The 13,430-nt window shown below is 53.4% G+C and carries 11 protein-coding genes; 3 read left to right on the top strand and 8 right to left on the bottom strand.

All coding sequences use genetic code 11. From position 1 onward, the window contains the following. Positions 1-57 precede the first annotated feature (57 nt). Complete coding sequence (locus EJ361_RS09935; protein ID WP_126245393.1) at positions 58-2,502, top strand: transglycosylase domain-containing protein; 2,445 nt, start codon at positions 58-60, stop codon at positions 2,500-2,502. 40 nt (positions 2,503-2,542) lie between these two features. On the opposite strand, the gene EJ361_RS26140 is transcribed toward EJ361_RS09935, so the two are convergent. Together EJ361_RS26140 and EJ361_RS09930 are read right to left on the bottom strand one after the other, a co-directional pair. Then, positions 2,543-2,980, bottom strand: a complete 438-nt coding sequence (locus EJ361_RS26140; protein ID WP_394344727.1) for an MAG6450 family protein — start codon at positions 2,978-2,980, stop codon at positions 2,543-2,545. Beyond that, entirely contained in the window at positions 2,949-3,446 is a 498-nt protein-coding gene (locus tag EJ361_RS09930) for a Panacea domain-containing protein (RefSeq protein ID WP_126245392.1), read from the bottom strand. The genes EJ361_RS26140 and EJ361_RS09930 overlap by 32 nt, the downstream gene beginning before the upstream one ends. 39 nt (positions 3,447-3,485) lie before the next feature. Between EJ361_RS09930 and EJ361_RS09925 the strand changes: the two genes are divergently transcribed. After that, positions 3,486-3,689: a hypothetical protein gene (locus EJ361_RS09925; protein ID WP_126245390.1), complete on the top strand. Its 204-nt coding sequence runs from the start codon at positions 3,486-3,488 to the stop codon at positions 3,687-3,689. Positions 3,690-3,922: 233 nt separating this feature from the next. On the opposite strand, the gene EJ361_RS09920 is transcribed toward EJ361_RS09925, so the two are convergent. The 3 genes from EJ361_RS09920 to EJ361_RS09910 form a co-directional block, all read right to left on the bottom strand. After that, the gene (locus tag EJ361_RS09920; protein ID WP_126245388.1) at positions 3,923-4,846 is read right to left on the bottom strand and encodes a M20/M25/M40 family metallo-hydrolase; all 924 of its coding nucleotides are present in this window, start codon (positions 4,844-4,846) and stop codon (positions 3,923-3,925) included. A gap of 59 nt (positions 4,847-4,905) precedes the next feature. Continuing rightward, positions 4,906-6,753 (bottom strand): membrane protein insertase YidC, encoded by a 1,848-nt coding sequence (gene yidC, locus EJ361_RS09915; protein ID WP_126245386.1) that lies wholly within the window; start codon positions 6,751-6,753, stop codon positions 4,906-4,908. Between the two features lie 119 nt (positions 6,754-6,872). Next, positions 6,873-8,528: a CTP synthase gene (locus tag EJ361_RS09910; RefSeq protein ID WP_126245384.1), complete on the bottom strand. Its 1,656-nt coding sequence runs from the start codon at positions 8,526-8,528 to the stop codon at positions 6,873-6,875. Positions 8,529-8,820: 292 nt separating this feature from the next. Between EJ361_RS09910 and EJ361_RS09905 the strand changes: the two genes are divergently transcribed. Continuing rightward, complete coding sequence (locus EJ361_RS09905) at positions 8,821-9,351, top strand: acyl-CoA thioesterase (protein WP_126245382.1); 531 nt, start codon at positions 8,821-8,823, stop codon at positions 9,349-9,351. Between the two features lie 167 nt (positions 9,352-9,518). On the opposite strand, the gene EJ361_RS09900 is transcribed toward EJ361_RS09905, so the two are convergent. From EJ361_RS09900 to EJ361_RS09890, 3 genes are read right to left on the bottom strand one after another with little or no spacing between them, the layout of a single operon-like run. Beyond that, entirely contained in the window at positions 9,519-10,103 is a 585-nt protein-coding gene (locus EJ361_RS09900; RefSeq protein ID WP_126245380.1) for a precorrin-2 dehydrogenase/sirohydrochlorin ferrochelatase family protein, read from the bottom strand. A gap of 17 nt (positions 10,104-10,120) precedes the next feature. Beyond that, complete coding sequence (cobA, locus tag EJ361_RS09895; RefSeq protein ID WP_126245378.1) at positions 10,121-10,897, bottom strand: uroporphyrinogen-III C-methyltransferase; 777 nt, start codon at positions 10,895-10,897, stop codon at positions 10,121-10,123. 28 nt (positions 10,898-10,925) lie between these two features. Further along, positions 10,926-13,043 (bottom strand): HEPN domain-containing protein, encoded by a 2,118-nt coding sequence (locus EJ361_RS09890; protein WP_126245376.1) that lies wholly within the window; start codon positions 13,041-13,043, stop codon positions 10,926-10,928. Positions 13,044-13,430 lie beyond the last annotated feature (387 nt).

The raw sequence follows: 13,430 nt of genomic DNA, 5'->3' as shown, positions 1-13,430 counted from the left end.
ACGCAGGGGAAAAAGCATAATATTGCACAAAACAGACTGTTTCACACTTTTTAACATATGAAAAAATCCGTAAAAATATTATGGGTGACCTTCGGATGCGGAGTGGCATTATTCCTCATCCTGCTACTGCTGATCAATCTCCGGATCATCGGGCATATGCCCAGTATGGAAGAACTGGAAAACCCGCGGACAGCCCTGGCCTCTGAAGTGATCGCGGAAGACGGGACCATCATGGGTAAATACCTCCAGGTAGACCGTTCCAATGTAGACTACAAGGATATTTCCCCCAACGTATTAAATGCCCTCCTGGCAACGGAAGACCGTAATTTTTACAGTCACTCCGGCATCGACGCCAAAGCTACGGCGGCGATTCCTTTTTACCTGCTGATCGGCAAGAAGCGCGGCTCCTCCACCATCACCCAACAGCTGGCGCTGAACCTTCAGCAAGACGGCGAAGGCAAGACCCGTTCCCGCAACCTGGTTGTGCGGTCTTTCCAGAAACTTTCCGAATGGGTGATCGCCATCAAACTGGAGCGAAACCTTACGAAAAAAGAGATCATCACGCTGTACCTCAACACGGTAGCATTCGGCGATAACGTCTATGGTATCGAGAATGGTGCGCGTACCTTTTTCAGCAAAGATCCCGCGCGGCTTTCCATCGAAGAAGCGGCCACACTGGTGGGCATGCTGAAAGGCTCCACCCAATACAACCCCCGCCGTAATCCCGTGCTGGCGCTCAACCGACGCAATACGGTGATCGACAACATGGTGAGCGAAGGATATATCACCAGTGCAGACGGTGCCGCTGCAAAAGGCCGCCCCATTGTGCTCCGGTACAACAAACTCGACCACAACAAAGGCCTGGCTCCCTACTTCCGCGAAGTACTGCGTAGCGAACTGAAGGCCTGGTGCAAGGAACACAAGAAACCCGACGGCGCGGAATACAACCTGTACCGCGACGGTCTCAAAATCTACACCACCATCAATCCCCGCATGCAACTGTATGCCGAGGAAGCCGTGGCACACCACCTGAAAGACCTGCAGAAATCTTTCCAGCAACAGGCCAACATCAAATCCGGCAAGGTGTGGACAGGCAAAATCCCCTCCCGGGACCTGCAGAACTTCATCAAGGATACCGACCGGTATCGCAGCATGAAGGAAGAAGAAGCCTCCGACGAAGAGATCGAAAAAGCTTTCAATACGCCTGTTAAAATGAAAGCCTTCAGTTGGCGGAGCTATACCAACACCGAACAGAACGAGATCGATACGGTGATGACCCCGCTCGACTCCATCAAATACCACCGCGCCATCCTGCAATCCGGTTTCATGGCCATGGACCCGGAAAGCGGGGAGATCAAGGCATGGGTGGGCGGACCGGATTTCCGGTATTTCAAGAACGACCACGTATTCAGGACCACCCGCCAGGTGGGCTCTACGTTCAAACCGTTCCTCTACCTGTTCGCGCTCATGAACGGATTTAATCCGAATACCATGCTGCCGAACGAGCCCGTGACCATCGGCAACTGGACACTCTCCCGCAACTCCGAAGGCAGCGTGGGTGGCTCCATTTCTATGGCCGGCGCCCTGGCAAAGTCGCTCAATCTCGTGAGCGCCTACCTCATCAAGCAATTCGGCGCCAAGGCATTCGCCAATTTCGCGAACGACAAGATCGGTTTCCAGTCTACCAAGATCGAACCATATCCCTCCATCGCATTGGGGGTATCTACGATCTCCCTGTTCGATATGCTCCGGGCTTATACGATGTTCCCCGCCCGCGGGGTGATCACTACGCCGATTTACATCACCCGTATCGAAGACCGCTTCGGTAACATTCTCGAAACATATGTTCCCGAGAAAAAGGAAGTGATCAGCGAAATCGATTCGTATACCATGGTCAAAATGATGGAAGGCGTTACGGCTCCCGGTGGTACGGGTGCGCGGTTGCGCTTCCGTTACAATATCCCCGGCGAAGTAGCAGGTAAAACCGGTACCACCAACGACAACACCGATGGCTGGTTCCTGGGCTACACCCCGCAACTGCTGGCTGGCGCTTGGGTAGGTTGCGACAACAACTACCTCCGTTTCAACAGCACCGCGCTGGGCCAGGGCGCCAACACCGGCCTGCCCATTTTCGCCCTCTTCATGAAGAAAGTGTTTGCAGACAAATCCCTCGGCATCGATCCGGCCTCCAAATTCCCCATCCCGCCGAATATGCGCAACGATCTCTATTTCAACTACGAGAACAACGTGCAACCCGGCGCAGAAGCCGAGGACGTTGGCAACGGTGGCGTAAGCGATTATGAAAGCGTAGACGTTGGCGCATATGGCGAACCCGTGGAACAACCAAAAGAAGCGCCCAGGGAAACGCCTAAGGAACAAAAGGAACAGAAAGAACCAAAAGACCCGAAGGAAATACCGAAACCCCCGAAACGCGACGAACCGCAACCCGCAGGCCAACAACCGAAAGCCCTGCTCCCTCCGAAACTGAAAAACAATAACTGACGATATTCCAAGAGCGTGTACCATAAATACACGCTCTTTTTTATGAACAGATTCGGTGATTGCGGTCGAGCCAGCAGATGTGGAAGATGTTGCCGTCCCGAAAACCATGTACCCGCCTTCGCTGATCTACCCGCAGTTCATACATGTCAGAATTACCGTCTGTATCTTCGAGATATCCCCCGACAGGATATCGGCACCTGGATACCTTTGTCATCCCAAACCCCGACCTGGCATTCCCTCCGGAACGCTGCAATTCCACCCAGGTATATTGGTTTAACTTATGAAGAAACCGCCAGAAAGCTTTCATTTCCTGCTTTCCCCAATCCGAAAAACACTCATACTGGTGTTGTAAATACGTAATAGAAACGATTATATCGATTCCGCTGTTTTGTGCGGTCCGTGCGCCATTATCAGGGGCGACTTTCAGGCTAACAAACAAGGATGGATCAATATTTCGCCTTTTTAGGCTTTTTCGCATATTTCATTTTTGAATAAAACTTTTTCATGGAGGCATGCGTGATTTCAGCATTGCATTTTTTGCATGATGCAATGCCATTCCGCGCTTCGATCCACGGCAATTCCTGACGTGAAAGCGTTTCAAGAAACCAGGCAGAATGTTCTCCGAACCTGAATAGAATGTCTTCAAGAAATTCCGCGGTTTCCTCCGGCACATCCGGGTATGGGTATTTAGGGTCAAACAGTTTATTATACGGTATGCCTGACCGGTCTTCATTATCGAAGCGCTCATAAATAGAAGGAACAGTCGGGCCATGCATCCAGGCTTCGATCTTGTCGTTAAACAATGGCTTATCAAACTGCACCAGGTGAAATGCCTGCGCATAGTAAATTAACTTCTGCAACTTCATCGGAGAGATCGTGTCCCCCGCATGCGTGTCTGTATATGCCAGAAACCAACTGGCAATTTGATTCGCAGTGTACATCATGTTTCCTATTTTAATGGTCTAGTTTTTCGAAACCCTGCCATGGCAATGCATCCTATCACTAATCACATCATCCAGCCCGTAAACCTCCTCCCCGAACGCATCCACGTCAGGCGCAAGGGGCCTATCCCGTTGGCCAACATCATCGCCAGCCGCGCCATCTCCCGCAAATCGCGGCCGATACGCAACAACAGAGCCGGATGCTCGCCCGACCCCGGACCTACGCTCCGCTCCAACCGCAGATAGCTGGAAAACACCTTGTGGAACCGCTCCCCGATCGATGGGCGTTAACATAACAATTCGTTTTTTGGGTGATAGTATAGGAAGTACAAAATTAGAAGTACCAACGACCACAACCCTTAAAAAACTCCGAGAATATCTCCGAAAAACGAAGAATATCTCAGTGAAACCGGGATTCAACCATAAAAAAAGTGCGTACCGGTCGCGGCACGCACTGCTATCGAAAATATTTTCAGCTTTTAATCCTGCGTCACATACGTCAACCGGTCGAATTTCATGGCGTTATCGATCAGCTGGATCGCGATTTTCAAAATCCCCGCCTCCGCGTTCGCATCCACTTTCGGCGCATCATCGGTAGGTTTGTGATAATCGTCGTGCCCGCCGGTATGCAGGAACAGCACCGGCACCCCGGCCACATAGAAACTGTGGTGATCGCTGCCGCCCTTCCCCGATCCATCGGTGAAGAATTTAATCCCTCCATCCTGCACGCCCTTGAAAATCTCCGGCCACTCCTTCGCCGTACCATATCCGCCGATCCCTACGCCGCGCTGCGCATTATATCGCCCGATCATGTCCATATTCAGCATGAACTGTACCTTGTTCAGCGAATCCAGCGGGTACCGCGTGTAATATTTCGACCCGTGCAGCCCCAATTCCTCACCGCCGAAAGCGATGAACACGAAATTGAACGGCTCTTTCACGTTATTATGCTGATAATGCCGCGCCAGCTCCAGGAGCCCCGCCACACCGGACGCGTTATCGTCCGCCCCGTTGTGTATCTCATTCGGATAGCGGCCGTTAAACAGCTCCCCATGCCCCAAATGGTCGTAATGCGCGCCGATGATCACCGTGCGTGCGGCACCGTTATCAATATATCCGATCACATTCTTGCTGTGCAGGTTATAATGTTTCCCCCGGGCAAATACGAATTGCTGGAAGTATTGTCCACCAACGGCGGGCAGCAGGCCGATCTGCCTGAACTGCTTCTCCACGTACCCTGCGGCCTTTTCTCCTCCTTTCGTTTCCGTTCCACGGCCCTTCAGTTTGTCGGACGCGAGATAGTTCACCGTTTCCCGGATCCGTTCCGGCGAAGGCGCTGTTTCCTGTGCAAAGGCCCCGCCTGCTGCGGCCAGCCAAATCATCAAAATCGCAATCTGCTTCATATGGGTAAAAGTAAAAAAAGGCCCCACATCCGTGGAGCCTTTTTGTGTTATGCGGTAAATTATTTTTTGCGTGTTTTTTGCATTTCTGCCTGGCGCTTCTGCATCTCTTCCAGTTTCTCCGCCCATTTGGACTTGGTCTGGGGTTTCGATTTGTTCGCCTGGATCTGCGCATGGATCTTGTCGTGGTTGATGATGAACGTCTGGATCACCCACTGCAGCGCGATCGAGATCACGTTACTGAGGAAGTAATAGTACGTCAGCGCCGCGGCCATGCCGTTGAAGATACCCAGCAGCATGATGGGGAACACATATGGCATGTATTTCATCACCGGGTTGCTCTGGTCGGCCATGCCCCTGTTGTAGAACGCGAGGATAAGGCTCGTGATCGTCATCAGGATCGTGAACAGCGAGATGTGATCACCGTACAGCGGAATGGTAAAACCGAAGTTATAGATGGAATCGTAGGTGCTAAGGTCGTTCGCCCACAGGAAGCTTTCCTGGCGCAGCTCGATGGAGCTGGGGAAGAACGAGTACATCGCCACGAGGATCGGCAGCTGCAGCAGTGCGGGCAGGCAGCCTCCCAGCGGGTTCACACCGGCGCTCTTGAACAGTTTCATCTGCTCCATGCCGAATGCCTGCTGATCGTCTTTATAACGGGCGCGCAGCTCGTCCAGCTCCGGTTTCAGCACTTTCATCTTGGCGGCCGACACATAACTTTGGTAAGTGAACGGCGCGATGATGAGACGGATGAAGATGGTCAGCAAGAGGATGATGAGGCCATAATTGGAAGTCAACCCGCCGAGGAAATCGAACACGGGGATGATGATCCAGATGTTCACGTATTTCACGAAGGCGAAGATACCGGAGCCGAGAGGGATGATCTTCTGCAGCTCGATGTCCATCGACTTGAGGGTCTTGTACTTATTGGGACCGTAATACACTTCGATGGGGAAGCTGTAGTTGGCGGAACCGTTGAACGGGATGGCGAGGCTGGTCATCTGTTCACCTACGATGTTGGCGCTTTCGGGCACTTTGCTGTGGAAATCGGCGGATGCGAAGTTATCTTTCCTGGCGATGAGCGTGGTGTTGAAGAACTGCTGCTTGAAGCTCACCCATTGGAGGGGGCGGTCCACTTTCTTCTCGCTGCTGTTGCTCAGGGTGAAGTAGTCGTGGTCTTTGGCCGCGTCGCGCCAATGGATCTGGTTGTTCAGGCGCTCCTGTTGCATGCTGTGCTCCTGGAGGTCGGCCTGGCTGTTCCACTGGAATTCCACGTTCTTGGTACCGAGTATGCCCTGCATGCCTACGAGGTTGATCGTGTAATCGACCAGGTAGCTGTCGTTTTTCAGCATGTAGGTGTATTCGATGTATTGGCCCGGATTGGAGGTGGGGAGGCGGTAGCTGATGGACTGGCTGCCATCGGGGTGCTTCTCCAGGTTGCCGGGTGTAAAGAATACGTCTGCGGTGTTGAGCGACTGGTTATTGGCGAGGGGAACTTTGATGCCCTGGCGGTTGAAGGAACCTTTCTGGAGCATGAGGGGTTCACCTGCGGAGGATTTGAATTCCAGCAGCTGGATTTGCTTGGGTTGACCGCCTTTGTTCGTGAAGGTGATCTTTACCAGTTCGTTTTCCAGTACGGTGGTGGCTTCGGCGCCGGTGGCCGCGAGGGTAAAGGGACCGTATTCGCTGCTGAGGCGGGCGGAATCTGCGCTGGTGATGCCGGTTGCTACTGTACTATCGCTGAGGGCAACGGTTTTAGCTTGTTGCTCTTTGGGCTTGTTCAGGTTGGCGATGGAATCCTGGCGGGCCTTTTCGATTCTTGCGTCCTGGGAGCTTTTCTGGTTCCACCAGATGTACCCCACGAGAAGGAGGCCCAGTAACACAAAACCAATGACCGAATTTCTATCCATGTCGAAAATTAAAATTTAAGGAGCAAAGGTAATATAAAGGCGGGTATGATGCATGATTTCTGCTAGCGGAAATGTTAAAGTCTTCCGCTAACAGCAATCAAAGTCACATCAAGATTTTTTTATTCATGTACCACTTTCTCTTCCTGCTGCTTAGCCTTTCCATTCTTGGATTCGGCATAGGATTTGGCAGCGCCGATGAAGCTCACGAAGAGAGGGGCCGGGCTTTCCACGGTGGATTTCAGCTCTGGGTGGAACTGGCCCCCTACGAAGAAGGGATGGCCGGGTAACTCGATCATTTCCACGAGGCCGGTTTCCGGGTTTTTACCGGAAGCTACCAGGCCTGCTTTTTCGAACTGGTCGAGGAAGTCGTTGTTGAATTCGTAGCGGTGGCGGTGGCGTTCTGTAATGGCGGTGGCGCCGTTATAGATTGCAGAAGCCTGGGAACCGGGCTTCAGATCGCAGGCATAGGCGCCGAGGCGCATGGTGCCGCCCATTTTCGTCACTTTTTTCTGCTCTTCCATGAGGTTGATCACCGGGTGTTGGGTTTCCGGGTTCATCTCGGTGGAATGTGCATCCTTCAATCCCATCACGTTGCGGGCGTATTCCACAACGGCCATTTGCATGCCGAGGCAGATACCGAAGAACGGCAGGTTGTTTTCACGGGCGAACTGGATGGCCGTGATTTTCCCTTCGATGCCGCGGTGACCGAAACCGGGGGCTACGAGGAGACCGTCCAGGTTTTTCAGTTTTTCGCAGACGTTATCGGGCGTAATATGTTCAGAGTGAATATTTTGTACGATCACCTTGCACTCGTTCACCGCACCTGCGTGGATGAAAGATTCGAGGATGGATTTGTAAGCGTCCTGCAGCTCCACGTATTTGCCGATGAGGCCTATGGTCACTTTGGTTTTGGGATATTTCAGCTTGTCGAGGAATTCGCGCCATTTGGTGAGCTCGGGTTCCTTTTCGACGGGCAGGTTCAGTTTTTTGAGGGTGATGACGTCGAGTTTTTCGCGCATCATTTCGAGGGGCACTTCGTAAATGGTGGCTACGTCGTTCGCCTCGATCACCGCGTCTACCTGTACATTACAGAACAGGGCGATTTTCTTTTTCAGTTCGCGGTACATCGGCTCTTCCGTGCGGCAAACGATGATATCGGGATGCACGCCGTTTTCGCTCAGCAAACGAACAGAGTGCTGTGTAGGCTTGGTTTTCAGCTCCTTGGCCGCACGCAGGTACGGGATCAGGGTGAGGTGGATCACCAGGCAGTCTTCTTCGCCCAGCTCCCATTGCAACTGGCGAACCGCCTCCACATAGGGGAGCGATTCAATGTCGCCCACGGTGCCGCCCAGCTCGGTGATGACGATATCATATTTACCATCTTTCCCCAACAGGAGAATGCGGCGTTTGATCTCATCGGTGATGTGGGGGATTACCTGAACGGTTTTACCGAGGTAGGCGCCTTCGCGCTCCTTGTTGATTACGGTCTGGTAAATGCGGCCGGTGGTAACGTTGTTGGCCTGTGTGGTGGGTGTATTGAGGAAACGCTCGTAGTGCCCGAGGTCCAGGTCGGTTTCTGCGCCATCTTCAGTCACGTAGCACTCGCCGTGCTCGTAAGGGTTCAATGTTCCCGGATCCACATTGATATACGGATCGAATTTCTGAATAGTCACTTTAAAGCCGCGCGCCTGCAATAATTTAGCGAGGGACGCAGCGATAATTCCTTTACCCAATGAGGAAGTAACACCTCCCGTAACGAAGATATATTTTGCCATAAAAACTAAGTTCCTGATTCTTTTACTTGACCAAAGCGGGAAGTGATGCCGGGACTGTAATGGTGGTATCCTGTCAAGTAATTTACTTCCGTAAGGTCATGCAAAGTTACACAAATTTGCTGCGCTCCCAAACCGAATTTTGCAGCGGCCGCCGAAAATCGTCCGCAAAACCGCCACCACAGCCATTTTCAAAAATTTCCCGACGAAAGCTCATTTCAAATGCCCTCCGGCAGCAGGCCACGGGAATTGTCGTTGCATTCCCGTAATTTTGCCCCCTGAAATTCGTTCCATTATGACCTTGATGCCTAAAAAGGCCCACGAATCCCTCGTTCAGATGACCGAACTGGTATTGCCCAACGATACCAACACCTTTGGTAACCTGATGGGTGGCCGCCTGATGTACTGGATGGACATTGCCGCCGCCCTGGCCTGCATGAAACACTGCGCCGCCCCGGTGGTAACCGCCTCCGTCGACAATATCTCCTTCGAAAACCCCATCAAACTGGGTAATGTGGTGCATATCGAAGCCATCGTCACCCGCGCTTTCACCACTTCCATCGAAGTGCATATGAAAGTCTGGGGTGAAGACCCGGTTTTACAATACCGTTACAAATCCAACGAAGCGTTCATGACCTTCGTAGCCCTGGACCCCAACGGCAAATCGCGCCCCGTTCCCCAGGTGATCGCCGAATCGGAAGAGGAGAAAAAACTCTACGAAGGCGCCCTCCGCCGCCGACAGCTCCGCCTCATCCTCGGCGGCAAAATGAAACCGGCCGACGCCAACGAGCTCAAAGCCCTCTTCACCGAAGCAACGGAAGCATAGCCTTCCCCGATGATAAATATGGAAAGGGCCGTCCTGGTAGACGGCCCTTTCCTTTTGCCCAAACGGTAAATTTCGTGTATATAAATCCGCTTTGATATGTTTCGCCGGCATAAAAAAAGGAGCGTGCCACCACGCTCCCTTCTATGTTGGATCTATCTTGTTTTAAATCAATCCCGTTTGTTGACCAGCACGCTCGTCAACTCGTTCAGTTTCCGCACTTTTTCCGAAAAATCGCCTTTCAGCCGGTCGCGGATGGTGTGCAGGTGCTGTAAAATCGATTCCAGGCCTTCGGGGATCGCTTCATTCAGCACCTCCTTCAGCCTTTTGGCGATAGTGGGCGACTTCCCGTTGGTACTGATGGCGATTTTCAAATTCCCTTTCCGGACCACCGAGCTCAGGTAAAAATCGCACAATGCCGGGGTATCGGCTACGTTGATGAGCACTTTCGCAGCTTTGGATTTTTCCCAGATGCAATAATTCAATTCCTTGTCGGCCGTAGCGGCGATCACCAGGTCTTTCCCGAAAATATCCCCGCAGGAAAACGCTTTTTCCACCAGCGTCACGTTGGGGAAGCCTTCCACGATGCCCGCCATTTCGGGGGCAAACCAGGTAGCCACAACGGTTACCCGGGCGTTCGGACAATTGTTCAGGATCGCGCCCACTTTCTCGCAGCCCACATTCCCCCCGCCAACTACCAGTACCTGCAGTTGATCGAGTTTCAGGAAAATGGGGAAAAGATGGTTTTGCTCCATACCGACAAGTTAAAAAATTAAACGGCCAGTTTATAATCGTCTGCCAGTTTGGCTTGCAGTTCCTGGAATGCTTCGTGGAAACGTACCACTTCGCCGATCACGATGATGGCCGGGTTGCGCAAACCTTGACCCTCTGCAATGGCCACCAGGTCGGAAGCCACGCCCACCCCCACTTTCTGGTCGGGCAACGTGCCGTTCTGGATGATGGCGGCGGGTACCTGTCCGCGGCCTTTCGCTTCGTAGATGGAGGCGATTTCCGCGAGTTTGCTCATGCCCATGAGGATCACCACCGTCGTATCTGCCTGGATGGCGAATTCGAGATCGCGGCTCAGTTTGCCGTCTTGCGTGGTGCCCGTGATCACCCAAAACCCTTCGCTGACGTTGCGTGCGGTCACGGGGATTTTGTTAACGCCCGGCACCGAAATGGCGCTCGAAATTCCGGGGATCACCTCGGTATCGATCCCGTACTGCTGTGCAGCGGCGATCTCTTCCTGGCCGCGGCCGAACACGAAGGAGTCCCCTCCTTTCAGCCGTACCACGCTGCCGTAAGTGAGCGCATATTTCACGATCATGCGGTTGATTTCTGCCTGCGTGTATACGTGCATGCCGGCACGCTTGCCTACGAAGCGTTTCAGGCAATTCTGCGGCGCATGGTCCAGCAGTTCGTTGTTCGACAGGGCATCGTACAGGATCACCCGGGCCTGTTGAATGGCCTTCAGCCCTTTCACGGTGATCAGTTCGGGATCGCCCGGGCCGGCGCCTACCAGTGTCACTTTCGGATGTAATGTTTGCATGATCGTGTTTTTTTGAATGGTGGTCTGATTAAGCATTGGCGGCGGCCGACTGGCGGGCAGCGCGGTATTGCTGCGCACGGTCGAAAAACGCTTTTGCCTGTTGGAAATATTGTTTGGCGAAGCTTTCTGTAGGCTCGTGCTGGTTGATTTGAAGTACCAGCGCGCGGAATGTTCCTTCCACGGGGAATTTGCCCGTTTCTACGAAATGCTTGTCGAAATCGTTCATAATGCCGTGCTGCGTGTTGCAGTTCACGTTCTCGTCGAGCAGGATGCTCTTGGCCGTCTGGATGAGGCAGGCGTAGGAATGGTAAATCCCGTCTGCCCAGGCGTTGTTGGCGAACGACTGTGTAGCCCAGTCCAGTTTTTCTTCGGCTTCGAACAGCAGTGTAGCGATGAGGTCGATCATCACGCCGGCGCATTCACCCACGCCGATGGCGGTGGAGTAGGTTTCCGCCTGTCCCCAGTCTACGAAATCGCCGTCGCTGAGCGCCGTGAGATCGGCCAGGGGTTTCAGCAGTTCGTAGAAATATTTTTCGCCTTTGCGGTCGTAATAATCGTTGAACAGTTCGCCTTTCTGTGCGTTGGTCTCGTAGTTATGCAGGAGTGCGCGCAGTACATCGGGGCCTTTCCGGCTGGGCACTTTCAGCACCTTGTCGGATATACGCCCTTCGCCGTCGCTCAGCACGCCGCCGCCGAGGAGCACCTGGAGGGCCGGGAGCACGCGCCCACCGCTTTTGAGCGAGGAGCCATGGAACCCGATATGGGCAAGACCGTGCTGGCCGCAGGAGTTCATGCAACCGGAGATCTTGATTTTGATATCGTTGTTATAGATAAGGTCGGGGAATTCGTCGCGGATCACTTCTTCCAGCGCGGCGGCGATGCCGGTGGAGCTGGAGATGGCCAGGTTGCAGGTGTCGGTACCGGGGCAGGCGGTGATGTCTGCCACGGAGTCGAAGCCGCCTTTCTGGAGGTCGTGTTCTTCGAGGACGCTGAACACGTATTCCAGGTGTTCGGGGCGGATAAATTTCAGGAGGAGCCCCTGGTTCACGGTTACGCGGACGTCATCTGCCACAACGGCTTCCAGCTTTTCGATGAGGGAGCGGGAGGTGGTGGAGCTGATATTGCCCAGCGGAACGCGGATGTAGGCGCCGAAGAACCCTGCCTGTTTTTGTTCGAAGGTGTTGGTCCGTTTCCAGGCTTCGAAGGCTTTGCGGTCGCGGATGGTGAAAGCGGGCAGCGCGGGGTTGGCCGCGGGAGGTACCGTTTCGGCCCACGCGGCGTGGTCGATCGGGTAGGTTTTTACCTTGAGGGCTTTATATTCTTCCTTGGCGAGGCGCTCGAATTCTTCGATCCCGATTTTCTGGATGAGGAATTTGAGGCGGGCCTTGTGCCGGGAAGATCTTTCGCCGTGGCGGTCGAACACGCGGAGGAGGCTTTCTATATATGGAACGAGCTGATCGGCTTCCAGGAAATCGAAAGTGGTTTTGGCAAGGTAGGGCTGTGCGCCGAGGCCGCCGCCTACGAGCACTTTGAACCCGCGGACTTCCTTACCGTCTACCACGCGGATTTTCGGGATCACGCCCAGGTCGTGCATGAAGGTGAGGGCAGTGTCTTTGGCGCTGGAGGAGAACGCCATTTTGAATTTGCGGCCCATTTCCTGGCAGATGGGGTTGCGGAGGAAGTAGCGGAACGCGGCGTCTGCGTAGGGCGTAACGTCGAAGGGCTCGTTAGGATCGATGCCGGCGGTGTCAGACGCGGTGATGTTGCGGACGGTGTTGCCGCAGGCTTCGCGGATGGTGACATCGTCGAGTTCCAGTTTGGCCCAGAGTTCCGGGGTACGTTCCAGCGACACGAAGTGTATCTGGATATCTTGCCGGGTGGTGAGATGGAGGTTGCCGGTGGAGTATTCGTCGGAAATATCGGAGATGCGTTTCCATTGACGGAGCGTCATTTTGCCGTACGGGAGTTTGATACGGACCATCTGCACGCCTTGTTGCCGCTGGCCGTAGACGCCACGGGCGAGGCGGAGGGAGCGAAATTTATCGTCCGACATTTTGCCTTCGCGGTAGAGTCTGATCTTTTGTTCCAGTTCGATGATGTCTTTTTCAACGATCGGATTTTCCAGTTCGGTTCTGAAACTTTGCATGATTAATGAGTTGCTCGTGATAAAATGGTATTCATAACATTGTGGTGGCAGCGCTGGAAAAGCAAAAGCCTCCTGAACATGGGAGGCTCCTGTAGTATTCTGTAAACAGATGTTCCTATATAAGCGCCTCCACCCTAGTCTGTTGAGTTACCCCAACAGCCGCCGCACATGTGCATCATCGTCTTATTCCTGATTTTATAACCCATATTCCTATAGATTTTGTAGAGTAATACAAAGGTAGCCGTCCACCCGGAGAACGCAAAACTTTTTTTCATAAAAAAGGCGGGGTGTTTTTAGAAATTTTCTAAAGCGGGGGTGAGCCGGCGGGATTTCCCGGGTGGGGCAGCCGTTGCGTCGCACCCTTCCACGGCGGGATTGCGCCGACCG

The organism is Chitinophaga rhizosphaerae, assembly GCF_003958645.1.
GTDB classification, from domain to species: Bacteria; Bacteroidota; Bacteroidia; order Chitinophagales; family Chitinophagaceae; genus Chitinophaga; species Chitinophaga rhizosphaerae.
Note: the sequence above shows the minus strand (reverse complement) of the source record. Positions and strands in the feature narration are given on the sequence as shown.

Coding starts and splice junctions, on each gene's coding strand:
- EJ361_RS09900 (WP_126245380.1), bottom strand. CDS start 10,103: ATGGAGCAAAACCATCTTTTCCCCATTTTCCTGAAACTCGATCAACTG.
- yidC (WP_126245386.1), bottom strand. CDS start 6,753: ATGGATAGAAATTCGGTCATTGGTTTTGTGTTACTGGGCCTCCTTCTC.
- EJ361_RS26140 (WP_394344727.1), bottom strand. CDS start 2,980: ATGCGAAAAAGCCTAAAAAGGCGAAATATTGATCCATCCTTGTTTGTT.
- EJ361_RS09890 (WP_126245376.1), bottom strand. CDS start 13,043: ATGCAAAGTTTCAGAACCGAACTGGAAAATCCGATCGTTGAAAAAGAC.
- EJ361_RS09920 (WP_126245388.1), bottom strand. CDS start 4,846: ATGAAGCAGATTGCGATTTTGATGATTTGGCTGGCCGCAGCAGGCGGG.
- EJ361_RS09925 (WP_126245390.1), top strand. CDS start 3,486: ATGGCAATGCATCCTATCACTAATCACATCATCCAGCCCGTAAACCTC.
- EJ361_RS09930 (WP_126245392.1), bottom strand. CDS start 3,446: ATGATGTACACTGCGAATCAAATTGCCAGTTGGTTTCTGGCATATACA.
- cobA (WP_126245378.1), bottom strand. CDS start 10,897: ATGCAAACATTACATCCGAAAGTGACACTGGTAGGCGCCGGCCCGGGC.
- EJ361_RS09935 (WP_126245393.1), top strand. CDS start 58: ATGAAAAAATCCGTAAAAATATTATGGGTGACCTTCGGATGCGGAGTG.
- EJ361_RS09910 (WP_126245384.1), bottom strand. CDS start 8,528: ATGGCAAAATATATCTTCGTTACGGGAGGTGTTACTTCCTCATTGGGT.
- EJ361_RS09905 (WP_126245382.1), top strand. CDS start 8,821: ATGACCTTGATGCCTAAAAAGGCCCACGAATCCCTCGTTCAGATGACC.